12 protein-coding genes are annotated in these 12923 nt (G+C 69.5%); 7 read left to right on the top strand and 5 right to left on the bottom strand.

The features are described 5' to 3' along the window. Window positions 1-105 precede the first annotated feature (105 nt). The 6 genes from FHR38_RS05860 to FHR38_RS05835 all read left to right on the top strand — a co-directional run bounded on the left by FHR38_RS05860 (window position 106) and on the right by FHR38_RS05835 (window position 6647). The gene (locus FHR38_RS05860; RefSeq protein ID WP_184533469.1) at window positions 106-648 is read left to right on the top strand and encodes a GNAT family N-acetyltransferase; all 543 of its coding nucleotides are present in this window, start codon (window positions 106-108) and stop codon (window positions 646-648) included. A gap of 75 nt (window positions 649-723) precedes the next feature. Then, on the top strand, window positions 724-1935 hold the full coding sequence (gene dxr / locus FHR38_RS05855; protein ID WP_184533467.1) for a 1-deoxy-D-xylulose-5-phosphate reductoisomerase: 1212 nt from the start codon (window positions 724-726) through the stop codon (window positions 1933-1935). Further along, window positions 1935-3179: a M50 family metallopeptidase gene (locus tag FHR38_RS05850; protein WP_184533464.1), complete on the top strand. Its 1245-nt coding sequence runs from the start codon at window positions 1935-1937 to the stop codon at window positions 3177-3179. Before dxr ends, FHR38_RS05850 begins: the two co-directional genes overlap by 1 nt. A gap of 8 nt (window positions 3180-3187) precedes the next feature. Then, on the top strand, window positions 3188-4363 hold the full coding sequence (gene ispG / locus FHR38_RS05845) for a flavodoxin-dependent (E)-4-hydroxy-3-methylbut-2-enyl-diphosphate synthase (RefSeq protein WP_184533462.1): 1176 nt from the start codon (window positions 3188-3190) through the stop codon (window positions 4361-4363). Between the two features lie 123 nt (window positions 4364-4486). Then, window positions 4487-5716: an MFS transporter gene (locus FHR38_RS05840; protein WP_184533460.1), complete on the top strand. Its 1230-nt coding sequence runs from the start codon at window positions 4487-4489 to the stop codon at window positions 5714-5716. A gap of 91 nt (window positions 5717-5807) precedes the next feature. Beyond that, the gene (locus FHR38_RS05835) at window positions 5808-6647 is read left to right on the top strand and encodes a GNAT family N-acetyltransferase (RefSeq protein WP_184533458.1); all 840 of its coding nucleotides are present in this window, start codon (window positions 5808-5810) and stop codon (window positions 6645-6647) included. A 173-nt stretch (window positions 6648-6820) separates the two neighbouring features. Here the strand turns inward: FHR38_RS05835 and FHR38_RS05830 are convergent, their stop codons facing one another. The 4 genes from FHR38_RS05830 to FHR38_RS05815 all read right to left on the bottom strand — a co-directional run bounded on the left by FHR38_RS05830 (window position 6821) and on the right by FHR38_RS05815 (window position 10829). Next, window positions 6821-7441 (bottom strand): PadR family transcriptional regulator, encoded by a 621-nt coding sequence (locus FHR38_RS05830; RefSeq protein ID WP_184533456.1) that lies wholly within the window; start codon window positions 7439-7441, stop codon window positions 6821-6823. Window positions 7442-7583: 142 nt separating this feature from the next. Beyond that, entirely contained in the window at window positions 7584-8918 is a 1335-nt protein-coding gene (locus FHR38_RS05825; protein WP_184533454.1) for a dicarboxylate/amino acid:cation symporter, read from the bottom strand. Between the two features lie 205 nt (window positions 8919-9123). Then, the gene (locus FHR38_RS05820) at window positions 9124-9855 is read right to left on the bottom strand and encodes a DUF998 domain-containing protein (RefSeq protein WP_312881878.1); all 732 of its coding nucleotides are present in this window, start codon (window positions 9853-9855) and stop codon (window positions 9124-9126) included. An 8-nt stretch (window positions 9856-9863) separates the two neighbouring features. After that, window positions 9864-10829: a glutathione S-transferase family protein gene (locus FHR38_RS05815; RefSeq protein WP_184533452.1), complete on the bottom strand. Its 966-nt coding sequence runs from the start codon at window positions 10827-10829 to the stop codon at window positions 9864-9866. A 105-nt stretch (window positions 10830-10934) separates the two neighbouring features. Between FHR38_RS05815 and pcaF the strand changes: the two genes are divergently transcribed. Next, a complete protein-coding gene (gene pcaF, locus FHR38_RS05810; RefSeq protein ID WP_184533450.1) occupies window positions 10935-12137 on the top strand; it encodes a 3-oxoadipyl-CoA thiolase in 1203 nt (400 codons plus the stop codon). Window positions 12138-12435: 298 nt separating this feature from the next. On the opposite strand, the gene FHR38_RS05805 is transcribed toward pcaF, so the two are convergent. Continuing rightward, on the bottom strand, window positions 12436-12783 hold the full coding sequence (locus FHR38_RS05805) for a hypothetical protein (RefSeq protein ID WP_184533448.1): 348 nt from the start codon (window positions 12781-12783) through the stop codon (window positions 12436-12438). Between the last annotated feature and the right edge of the window lie 140 nt (window positions 12784-12923).

The following is a 12923-nucleotide window of genomic DNA, read 5'->3' as shown; positions in this document are numbered from 1 at the left end:
CCTCCCCTCTTGCCCCCACGCGGGTTGATCAAGAGATTTGCGTCAGCGTCGGCGCGCTATCTGACGCAAACCTCTTGATCAACAAGGAGGCATACAGTCACCGGCATGATGATCTACGAGACCGAGCGTCTGGTGGTGCGGGACTGGACCGAGGATCCGGCGGACGTAGACAGGGCCTACGACATGTACGCCCGTCCCGAGGTCGGCCGCTGGCTGAACACGTCGTACCTGCCGTTGACGGCTCCTGCCGGGGCGACCGACCTGATCCGGAGCTGGCACACACGCAACGCCACCTTCGGCGCCGGGTACGGCATCTGGGCGATCCAGCTCCGGGACGCCGGTCGGATCGTCGGCACGGTGATGCTCAAGCCACTGCCCGGCCGGGACGAGGGGGAGCTGACCGACAATATCGAGGTGGGCTGGCACCTGCACCCCGACTCCTGGGGGCACGGGTACGCCACCGAGGCGGCCCGTGGCGCGGTCCAGCGGGGCTTCGACCAGGGCCTGACCGAGATCTACGCGGTGGTCTCGCCCGGCAACGAGGCGTCGATGGCGGTTGCCCGCCGGTTGGGCATGACCGGGATCGGCCGGCGCACCGACTGGTACGGCGGTGAGGAGGTGGAGACCTTCCGCCTGGCCCGGCCCTGAGCAGTGTTAGGCGTTAGGAAGGGCCCCTTATACAACAGAAAACGATAGGAAGGGGCCCTTCCTTACACTGACCGGATGAGTCCTCCGCGTGACATCGTCCTGCTCGGCTCCACCGGATCGATCGGTACCCAGGCCATCGACATCGTCCGGCGTAACCCGGACCGGTTCCGGGTGGTTGGACTTGGTGCGGGGGGCGGCAACATCGACCTGCTCGCCGCCCAGGCACTGGAGCTGGGAGTAGAGGTGGTCGGGGTGGCCAGAGCCTCCGTGGCCCAGGATCTGCAACTGGCCTTCTACGCCGAGGCGCAGAAACGCGGCTACGCCACCGGCGACTACCGGATCCCGAAGATCATTGCCGGCCCGGACGCGATGACCGAGTTGGCCGGCTGGCCCTGTGACGTGGTGCTCAACGGGGTGGTCGGCTCGCTCGGGCTGGCACCCACCCTGGCGGCGCTGCGCGCCGGTCGTACCCTCGCCCTGGCCAACAAGGAGTCGCTGGTGGCCGGCGGCCCGCTGGTCCGGGCCGCGACCACCCGACCGGGACAGATCGTGCCGGTCGACTCGGAGCATTCGGCGTTGGCCCAGTGTCTGCGCTCCGGCGACCGGGCCGAGGTGCGTCGGTTGATCGTCACCGCCAGCGGTGGTCCGTTCCGGGGCCGGCGGCGCGACGAGTTGACCGAGGTCACCGTCGAGCAGGCGCTCGCGCACCCGACCTGGAACATGGGTCCGGTGGTCACGATCAACTCCGCCACGCTGGTCAACAAGGCACTGGAGGTCATCGAAGCCCACGAGCTGTACGCCGTGCCGTATGCCGACATCGAGGTCATGGTCCACCCACAGTCGGTGATCCACTCGATGGTGGAGTTCGTCGACGGCTCGACCATCGCGCAGGCCAGCCCGCCGGACATGCGGCTGCCGATCGCGCTGGCCCTGGGCTGGCCGGACCGGGTGCCGGGCGCGGCGACCGGGGTCGACTGGACCACCGCGCACACCTGGCGGTTCGAGCCGCTGGACGACACGGCGTTCCCGGCGGTACGGCTGGCCAAGCAGGCCGGGATCGAGGGGCGCTGCCGGCCGGCGATCTACAACGCCGCCAACGAGGAGTGCGTCGCCGCCTTCGTCGCGGGTCGGCTACCGTTTCTCGGCATCGTCGACACCCTGGAGCGGGTGCTGGAGGCGGCGCCCGACTATGCCGAACCGGGTACGGTCGAGGATGTGCTCGCCGCGGAATCCTGGGCCCGCGGGTACGCCCAGGAGATCATCAAGACGGTGGTGGAAGGAGCTTGATGCTGTATCTGGTCGGGGTGGTGGCGTTCGCCCTGGCGATCCTTCTCTCGGTGAGTCTGCACGAGGCCGGGCACATGATCACGGCCAAGCGCTTCGGGATGAAGGTCAGCCGTTACTTCGTCGGCTTCGGGCCGACCGTTTTCTCCTTCCGTCGGGGCGAGACCGAGTACGGGCTCAAGGCGATCCCGCTGGGCGGATTCTGCAAGATCGTTGGAATGACCCCGCAGGACGACGATGTCGACCCGGCTGACGAGCCGCGCGCGATGTGGCGCTTCCCGGTGTGGAAGCGCACGGTCGTGATGGTCGGCGGGGTGGCCATGAACTTCGTCCTTGCGATCGTCACGCTCTGGATCGCCGCGATCTTCATGGGCCTGCCCAACCCCGACTTCCCGACCACCGAGGCACAGGCTCGACAGGAGCCGGCGGTGATTTCGATCGCCGATTGCGTCGTGGTGGAGAACGCCGCCCGTGCCTGCGCGCCTGGCGACCCGGCCAGTCCGGCCGCCCAGCACCTGCGCGACGGCGACCGGATCACCGCGATCAACGGCACCCCGGTGGCGAACTGGGGCGAGATGCTTCAGGTGGTCCGGGCCACCCCACCCGGGCTGGCGACGGTCTCCTACGTCCGCGACGGGACGGCCGGTAGCACCCAGTTCAACCTGGCGTCGGTGCAGCGCGCACCGTTGGACGGCAACGCGGAGACGACCACCACCGTCTCCGCGATGGGCGTCGGGCTGGATATCCAGACCCCCAACATGCTGACGTACGGTCCGATCGACGCGGTCGGGGCGACCGCCGACTACACCGGCGACATGGCGGTGGCCACCGTCCAGGCGATGGCCCGGATCCCGGAGAAGGTCCCGGCGCTCTGGGACGCCATCACCGGCGCCGAGCGCGACATGGACACCCCGATCAGCGTGGTCGGCGCGAGCCGGCTGGGCGGCGAGGCGGTCCAGCACGGGCTCTGGGAGATCTTCGTGATGCTCTTCATCTCGCTGAACTTCTTCCTCGGCGCGTTCAACCTGGTGCCGTTGCTGCCGCTGGACGGTGGGCACATCGCCATCGCCTGGTTCGAGCGGGCGCGGTCCTGGATCTATGCCCGGCTCGGCAAGCCCGACCCGGGCCGGGTCGACTACTTCAAGCTCATGCCCCTCACGTACGCGGTGATCCTGATCGGTGGTGCCTTCACGCTGCTGACCGTCACCGCGGACGTGATCAATCCGATCACGCTGATCCCAAGGTGAGTGCCCCAGTGACCGCAGTCAGTCTCGGCATGCCCGCCGTGCCACCCACGCCGCTCGCTCCCCGCCGGGCCAGCCGCCAGATCATGGTCGGTTCGGTCCCGGTGGGCGGCGGTGCCCCGGTGTCGGTGCAGTCGATGACCACCACGCTGACCGCCGACGTCAACGCGACGCTGCAACAGATCGCCGAGTTGACCGCCGCCGGCTGCCAGATCGTGCGGGTGGCCGTACCGTCCCAGGACGACGTGGAGGCGCTGCCGGCGATCGCGAAGAAGTCGCAGATCCCGGTCATCGCCGACATCCACTTCCAACCGAAGTACGTCTTCGCCGCCATCGACGCCGGCTGCGCGGCGGTCCGGGTCAACCCGGGCAACATCCGGCAGTTCGACGACAAGGTGAAGGAGATCGCCCGGGCGGCCTCCGCCGCCGGGGTGCCGATCCGGATCGGGGTCAACGCCGGTTCGCTGGACAAGCGGCTGCTCGCCAAGTACGGCAAGGCGACCCCGGAGGCGCTGGTCGAGTCGGCGCTGTGGGAGTGCTCACTCTTCGAGGAGCACGGTTTCCGGGACATCAAGATCTCCGTGAAGCACAACGATCCGGTGGTGATGGTCCGGGCGTACCGGCAGCTCGCCGAGCAGTGCGACTACCCACTGCACCTGGGGGTCACCGAGGCCGGGCCGGCGTTCCAGGGCACGATCAAGTCCGCGGTCGCCTTCGGCGCGCTGCTGGCCGAGGGGATCGGCGACACGATCCGCGTCTCGCTCTCCGCCCCGCCGGTCGAGGAGATCAAGGTCGGTGCCGCGATCCTGGAGTCGCTGGGGCTGCGTGAGCGGGGCCTGGAGATCGTCTCCTGCCCGTCCTGTGGCCGGGCTCAGGTGGACGTCTACAAGCTGGCCGAGGAGGTCACCGCCGGCCTGGAGGGGCTGCCGGTGCCGCTGCGGGTGGCCGTGATGGGCTGCGTCGTCAACGGGCCGGGGGAGGCCCGGGAGGCGGACCTCGGTGTCGCGTCCGGCAACGGCAAGGGCCAGATCTTCGTACGGGGCCAGGTGATCAAGACCGTGCCCGAGGCGCAGATCGTGGAGACCCTGATCGAGGAGGCGCTGCGGCTGGCCGACGAGATGGGTGCCGAACTGCCCGACGACCTTCGTGACCTGGTACCGGGTGGTGCGACGGTGACGGTGCACTGAGCCGTACCCGATTGTTCTGTCGGTTGCCTTGAGGAGGGCTGGCCCGGAGGAGTGGGCCAGCCCTCCTTTCGTATCCTGGGACCGGTTTTACAAACCGTACGTCCGTCTTGTTAAAGTCCTCGAGTGCGACGACTCCTACCCGAACCGGGTCCGGCCCGGGTCCTCACCCTCGCCACCCTGGTCCGCACCGTTGGCCGCGGGACCTGGTTGGCCGCCAGCGCCCTCTTCCTGACCCGGTCGGTCGGTCTGTCGGTCGGCCAGGTCGGCCTCGGACTCAGCGTCTTCGCACTGGTCGGCCTCGTCGCCAGCACCCCGATGGGCTACCTCGCCGATCGCCACGGTCCGCGCCGCATCCAGATCGTCGCCCTGCTGGCCGGTAGCGGGATGACCGCGCTGCTGACCACCGTACGGTCGTTCCCGGCATTCCTCGCGGTCGGCATCGGTACGGCCCTGGCCAGCGCCGCCTATCGCGGTGCCCAGGGCGCGGTGATCGCCGGCGCCATCCCGGCCGAACAACGGGTCCGTACCCGGGCCTACCTGCGGGCCACCACCAACGTGGGGATCTCGGTCGGTGCCGCTCTCGCCGGAATCGGCATCGCCGTCGACACCCGTGCCAGCTTCGTGGCACTGATCCTGGTCAACGCGGTCAGCGAGCTTGCCGCAGCGGCGATCCTCACCCGGCTCGCCCCGATCCCGCCGGTCCCGGCCCCGGCGACCGGCCCCCGACTGGTCGCGCTCCGGGACCGGCCGTTCCTCGCGTTCACCGTGCTCGACGGGCTGATGTCGATGCACTTCGGGCTGCTCAACATCGCCCTGCCGCTGTGGATCGCCCAGCACACCTCCGCCCCGCGCTGGCTCATCTCCGTACTGCTGTTGGTGAACACCACCATGGTGGTGCTCTTCCAGGTTCGGGCCTCGCGGGGCACCGAGCAGATCACCGGTGCGGCGCGCGCCTCCCGCCGGGCCGGGCTGGCGATCGCCGCCGCCTGCGCGCTCTTCGCCGCCAGTGGCTCGGTGCCGACCAGCGTCGCCATAGCGCTACTCGTCGCCGGGGCGCTCGCCCACGTGATCGGCGAACTCTGGCACTCCGCCGCCGGGTGGGGCATCTCGTTCGGGCTGGCTCCGGCCCACGCCCACGGGCAGTACCAGGGGGCGTACGCGATGGGCATGGAGTTGGGCGGAATGGTCGCCCCGGTCGTGGTGACCACGCTCGCCGTCGCCTGGGGTGCGCCAGGCTGGTTGGTGCTTGGTGTCATGTTCGTCGGGCTCGGCCTCCTGGTGCCGCCGGTGGTGCGCTGGGCGGCGCGGACCCGGACGTTGGAGCCGGAGGCAGAGGCGGTCGGGGTGGCCTGACGTTGCCTGACGGGCTTGTGTGGTTGATGCTGTCGTCCCGCAGCATGGCGTCGAGCCTGTCTGGCCGCTGCCGATCTGGCACCCTGAGAGAGTGCTGACGGTGCCGGTACGGCAGTTGGGGGAAACCGAACGCGGAGCGGTCGAGAAGCTTCTCGATCTCGATCCGATCGCGAGTGCCCAGGTGGCTGAACAGGTCGCCGCGAATGGCCTGTCCTGGTGGCGGGCCGAGGGGCGGATCTTCGGCTACGGTGCGCGTCGCCGGGTGGAGTCGCTCTGCTGGTTCGGCGGCCACCTCACACCGGTGCTCGCCGACGCGCCAGCGATCGCGGCGTTCACGGAGTTGCTCGCCGCCGAGGAGCGGATCTGCTCGTCGATCGTCGGGCGGGCGGACGCCGTACTGGATCTCTGGGGTCGCTTGTCCCCGCACTGGGGACCAGCTCGGGACATCCGGCCCAACCAGCCGCTGCTGGTCACGGACGCCGTACCGGAGATCGCTGCGGATCCCGAGGTGCGCCTGGTGCAGTCGACGGAGGTCGAGCTGCTCCTGCCGGCGGCGGTGGCAATGTATACCGAGGAGGTCGGGGTCTCGCCGTTCGCGGAGGATGGCGGGATCGGCTACCGACGGCGGGTCACCGATCTGGTCCGTACGAAACGGGCATACGCCCGGTTCGTGGACGGTCAGGTGGTCTTCAAGGCCGAGTTGGCTGTCGTCACCCGGCGTACCGCTCAGGTCCAGGGCGTCTGGGTGGCGCCCGAATGGCGGGGGCGCGGGCTGGCCGGGCCGGCGATGGCGGCGGTGGTACGCGACGCGTTGGCCCGGGTGGCGCCCACGGTCAGCCTCTACGTCAACGACTACAACGCCCCGGCCCGTCGGGTCTACGAGCGGTGCGGGTTCCGTTCGGCTGGCACCTTCGCCACCGTGCTGTTCTGAGCCGCAGGTGTAGCCGCACTGCCCGCCGCACAAAGGTCACCGGGATCAGTGGCTATCCCCCGTTGAATAGCCACTGATCCCGCGAATTGACGTGCCAGTGGGATAGGTCGGGGCGCGTCGTGCCGTCACCCGGTTTGGGCGATCACCGCACAGTGCGGATCACTCCGAACTGGTCACTCTGACTCGGCGAGGATGGCATAGAGCTTGCGCCGGGTCTCGCCGAGCACCTGAGCGGCCCGTTCCCGCTGATCGTCGGTGCCGGTCATCATGACCTGGCGCAACGCGTTCATCGCCTGGAACCCGGCGTCGCGCATCTCGTGCCAGCTACTGACGGTGCCCGGGGCGAAGTCGTCCCAGGGTGGGGACTGCGCTGCTCGCGTTGCCTCGTCCTGACCCGTTTCGGTCAACGCGAACCGCTTGCGCCCGCCGCCGGCCGAATCGGCCGCGTTGGCGATGACGCCCTCGTCCTCCAGGAGTTGCAGGGTGGGGTAGATCGATCCCGGGCTGGGACGCCAGGCGCCACCGGTGCGGGAGTCGATCTCCTGGATCATCTCGTATCCGTGCATCGGCCCCTCGGTGAGCAGCGCCAGCACGGCACCCCGGACGTTGGGCCGGCGACCTCGGCCTCGGCCACGGCCGCCGCCCCAACTGCCTCCCCGGGAGCCGTGACCGCCATGACCACCGTGGCCGTGTGAGCCAGGGCCGGGTGGGAAGCCGAAGCCGCGCATCCGGGCGCGGTCGTGCATATCGCTCATGTCATGCATGACGTGAAGTTGTTGTCGATGGAAGCTCATATCTCTGTTCCCCGTTCTGTCGTCGATGTGTTGACGATATATCGCCAACACATCGAGCGCAAGGGGTGAGCATCACTCTTCTGACGGCATACGAAAGGGCCCCTTCCCAGGCAAAAGCGATAGGAAGGGGCCCTTTCCCACATCAGGCGGGGACGGGAGCCGGACTGTCCGGGCGAGTGGGCTCGACGACCGACGCGCTCTCCTCGTCCAGGCCACGCCGGCCGGCCGAGTCGTACGCGGTCCGGTCCAGGATGCCCTCCCGGGCGGCGACGACCGTCGGCACCAGCGCCTGCCCAGCGACGTTCGTGGCGGTACGGATCATGTCCACGATCGGGTCGATCGCCAGGAGCAGACCGGCACCGGCCAGTGGCAGGCCCAGCGTGCTGAGGGTGAGGGTGAGCATCACGATCGCCCCGGTCAGGCCGGCGGTGGCGGCCGAGCCGACCACCGAGACGAAGGCGATCAACAGGTAGTCGACCGGGCGCAGGGCCACGCCGAAGACCTGGGCGACGAAGATGGCGGCCAGCGCCGGATAGATGGCGGCGCAGCCGTCCATCTTCGTGGTGGCCCCGAAGGGAACGGCGAACGAGGCGTACTCGCGGGGGACGCCGAGCCGCTCCACCGACCGCTGGGTCACCGGCATGGTGCCCACCGAGGAGCGGGAGACGAACGCCAACTGGATGGCCGGCCAGGCCCCGGCGAAGAAGCGCAGCGGGTTGAGCCGCCCGGCGGCGATCAGCACCACCGGGTAGACGATGAAGAGCACGATCGCGCAGCCGACGTAGACGGCGGTGGTGAAGGTTGCCAGCGGGGCGAGCAGATCCCAGCCGTACGCCTCGACGGCGTGGCCGATCAGCCCGAGGGTGCCCAGCGGGGCGAGCCGGATGACCCACCAGAGCGCCTTCTGAACGATCTCCAGCAGGGCCCGGTTGAGGTCCACGAACGGTTCGGCGGCCTTGCCGACGAGCAGCGCCGCGAAGCCGATCACCACGGCGAGGAAGACGATCTGGAGCACGTTGCCGTCGACGAACGCGCCGACCGGGTTGGTCGGAACGATGCCGGTGAGGAAGTCGGTCCAGGTCCCGGTCTTCTTGGGTGCGGTGGCACCGGCGATGTCGAGGGTGACGCCCCGGCCGGGGTTGGTGATCAGGCCCAGGCCGATGCCGACACCGACCGAGACCAGGGCGGTGATGGCGAACCAGAGCAGGGTCTTGCCGGCCAGCCGGGCGGCGTTGGTCACCCCACGCAGGCTGACCACGCTCACCACGATGGCGGTGAAGACGAGCGGGGGTACGGCGAGCTTCAGCAACTGGATGAAGAGGCTGCCGACGGTGTCGAGGGTGGTGCCGAGCCAGGAGATGTCGTTGGCCCGGGCCAGATAGCCCAGGCCGACGCCGAGCAACAGGCCGAGCAGGATCTGGAGGGAGAAGGGCACCTTGCGGGAGAGCGAGGGCACACTGCGGGAAGCGGTCGACATGGCGTTCCAAGAGGTCTGGTCCGGAAATGGGCGTCCGGAGGCGGCGGGATCAGCGGTCAGCGGGGCGGCTGAACGCGACAGATGCCGCTGGCCTGCAGTCGCAGATCGACATACAGGCGGTTGGTGAGAGACCAGACATTGACCATCGTCGGTGATCATACTCGTCGGGCCAGCTTGGCGGAAGGAGCGGCGGCCGTGATGATCCTTACGGCGGTTCGTGGAACAACCGACTCGACGACCGGTGTTGTACGACCACCGTGGTGCGGTGTTGGATGACCGCCGTCGTAGCGGCGGCGATTACCCAGAGCGTGACGAGCGCCAGCAGCAGCCGCTCCACCACACCGACCAGCACGCCTCGGCCGACCAGCAGGATGCCCAGGCCGACCGTTGCCGACAGGGGCAGCGCCATGGCGGCGGCACCGCCGGAGAGCAGGCGTAGCGCCCGGGACGCGGCGGGCGACACCAGCACCGCCAGCATGGCCAGTACCGCCGCCGCCACTGCCGCGATACTCGCTCCGCCATGTACCAGGTCGGCGACGGTGGCCCGCTCGAACGGTGGCAGGGGGCAGCCGTCGGAGCAGGTCACCGCCCCGGAGATCACCGTCAGCAGGCCGCTGGTCAGCAGCAGGGCGGCGGCCAGCCGCGCCGCCGGCCACAGCACGGTACCGAGCAGGAGCAGGGCGGCGGCGAGGCCGAAGATCCCCAACCGGAACGTCGTCGCGTACGAGCTGGCCGCGACGCCGGCCTCGCTGACGTACCCGGTCAGGCCCGGACCCGGACCGGCGACCACCGCGACCACCACCGCGACGCTGCCGCCGACCGCGCAGCCGGCTGCGGCCAGCGCGACCACGATCCGGGTACGGATGCCCGGCGCAGCAACCTGCCGGGTACGGCCGGCCGGTTCAGCTGCTCCCCGGGTACGGCTGCCGTCAGCCACGCCTGCGGTCAGCCACGCCCGTGCGGGGTGACCCAGCCGGACTCGTCGGGACCCAACGGCACGATCCCCGTCGGGTTGATCGCCGGATGGGTGCAGTAGTAGTGCGCCTTGATCTGGTCGAAGTCGACGGTGTCACCGAAACCGGGGGTCTGGTACAGGTCCCGGGCGTACGCCCACAGCACCGGCATCTCGGTGAGCTTGGTGCGGTTGCACTTGAAGTGGCCGTGGTAGACCGCGTCGAACCGGACCAGCGTGGTGAAGAGCCGGATGTCGGCCTCGGTGATCGCGTCGCCCATCAGGTAGCGGCGGTCGGCCAGCCGGGCGGAGAGCGCGTCGAGCCGGGCGAAGAGCCGCTGGTACGCCTCGTCGTACGCGGCCTGGGAGGTGGCGAAGCCGCACCGGTAGACGCCGTTGTTGACGTCCCGGTGGATCTGGGCCATCAGCTCGTCCATCTCCGGGCGCAGCGCCTCCGGATAGAGGTCCGGGGCACCGGGCCGGTGGAGGTCCCGCCACTGCGTGGAGAGGTCGAGCGTGATCTGCGGGTAGTCGTTGGTGACCACCTGACCGGAGACGGTGTCGACCAGCGCCGGGACGGTGACGCGGCCGGCGTAGTCCGGGTCGGTGGCCCGGTAGACGTCGGCCAGGTATTCCACCCCGAGCACCGGGTCTCGTCCGTCCGGGTCGAGGCTGAACCGCCAGCCGCGATCGTCCCGGATCGGGTCGACCGTGCCGATCGAGATCGCCTCGTCGAGGCCGAGCAACCCTCGGACGATCCGGGTACGGTGCGCCCACGGGCAGGCCCGGCACCAGATCAGGCGGTAGCGGCCTGCCTCCAGCGGCCAGCGTCCCTGCTCGTCCGGCCCGCCGCCAGGCGGGGACTGGGAGTCGGGGGTCACCCGCCCGGTGAACCGGTTGGGCTGCCGGACGAACTCACCGCTGCGCGACGTTTCCCGGGCGAACTGGGGCTGAGCCATGCCGACAAATCTATCCCGGCGATCGGTCCGATACCGCCGTCACCGGTTCCACACCGGCAGGCACCGGACCTGACGTCGGGAAAAGTCCTGGCTATCCTGCCTGACGTGACTGCGGCATATCTCGTTTCCGGCGTACGCACCCCCATCGGCCGGTACGCTGGCGCGCTGGCTGGCGTACGACCGGACGACCTGGCGGCCCACGTGATCCGGGAACTCGTGTCCCGGCACCCCTCGGTGGACTGGGCGAGCGTCGACGACGTCGTGTTGGGCTGCGCCAACCAGGCCGGCGAGGACAACCGCAACGTGGCCCGGATGGCGGCCCTGCTGGGGGGACTGCCCGAGGAGGTGCCGGGCACCACGGTCAACCGGCTCTGCGGCTCGGGGCTTGACGCGTTGGCCTCGGCAGCCCGGTCCATCGTCGCCGGTGACGCCGAGCTGGTCATCGCCGGTGGCGTGGAGAGCATGAGCCGAGCACCGTTCGTGCAGCCCAAGGCGAACAGTGCGTTCGCCCGTACCGCCGAGATCTACGACACCACCATCGGCTGGCGGTTCGTGAACCCGCTCATGCACAAGGGGTGGGGGACCGACTCGATGCCGGAGACGGCGGAGAACGTGGCGGCCGAGTACGGCGTCGACCGGGCCAGCCAGGACGCGTTCGCGCTGCGGTCGCAGCAGCGGGCCGCCAAGGCACAGGCCAACGGCCGGCTGGCGCAGGAGATCGTGCCGATCGAGGTGCCGGAGGGCCGTCGGGGCACTCGTCTGGTGAGCGTCGACGAGCACCCCCGGGAGACCTCGCTGGAGCGCCTCGCCGCGCTGCCCACGCCGTTCCGTGACGGGGGTACGGTCACCGCCGGCAACTCCTCCGGTGTCAACGACGGCGCGGTGGCGCTGCTGGTGGCGAGTGAGGCGGCGGTGCAGCGATATGGCCTGACTCCGCTGGCCCGGGTTGTCGGCGCGGCTGCCGCCGGGGTGCCGCCCCGGGTGATGGGGATGGGTCCGGTGCCGGCGACGAATCGGCTGCTGGGCCGACTCGGTCTGAACCTTGCTGACATCGACGTAATCGAGTTGAACGAGGCGTTCGCCGCGCAGTCGGTGGCGGTGCTACGGGAATTGGGCCTGCCGGTGGATGCCGAGCACGTAAACCCGAATGGCGGCGCTATCGCCCTCGGGCATCCATTGGGGGCCAGTGGAGCCCGGTTGGCATTGACCGCCGCCCTGGAATTGCATAATCGCGGAGCCCGTCGCGCACTCTGCACCATGTGCGTCGGCGTGGGCCAGGGCATTTCCCTGATACTCGAATCGGCCTGATCCGTTCGCTTCCGCCGAGGCTCCGGGGTGCCTCTCTGGCCAAGGTCCGGGAAACATTCCCCGGCGAAAGGCCCCGGGAAGTATCCACCGGCCGAGGCGCCCGAAAGTCTTGGTGACCAGGACTCCATGGACCTTACCTTGCCGGTTGTAACGTCCATGGAGTCCTGATCACGTTGTTGCCGCGCGGTGGCGCTGCTCGACGATGCCGCTCGATTGGCTGCTCGATCGGCAGGGGCGAGATCGTCAGGAGCAGGAGCAGGAGCGGCAGAGCAGGAATGGGAGCGGCAGGGCGGAAGCGTCAGGATGACGGGCGGACGCGGACGGTCCAGTAGGTCAGGTCGGCGCGGTGTTCCACCAACGTGATCGGCTCGCCGCAGGCTTTCTCGATCATGTCGACCGCCTCGTCCAGGTCGAGCGCGTCGTGTGCCAGGTCGTCGTCCTGGTAGACCCGCAGGCCCACGTCGTACCGAGGGCGTCCCATTGACTCGGCCGCGTCGGGGGAGACGAGCACCACCGTGTAGCGTGCCGCTTCCCGCTCCGCCTCGCTCGGCGCTGCCGGCCGATCCGGCCGCCACCGGAAGCGCTCCACCACGGACGGAATCGGCCCGGGGGAATTAGCCGGATCGTACGGCTCGGCCCAGGGCATCAATACACGCCTCGGTATTTGCTTTTCCGTCGCCGTCCGGTCGTCGTTCTCCACCTGCTCGCCATGTGCCACCGGCACGCCGTCTGCCTTTTGCTCGCCCGACGCCAATTGATCAATCGGCAACTTGACTCCCTCCAATC

It is taken from the genome of Micromonospora polyrhachis (assembly GCF_014203835.1).
Lineage (GTDB): Bacteria > Actinomycetota > Actinomycetes > Mycobacteriales > Micromonosporaceae > Micromonospora_H > Micromonospora_H polyrhachis.
This window is presented reverse-complemented; position numbering and strand designations above follow the sequence as displayed.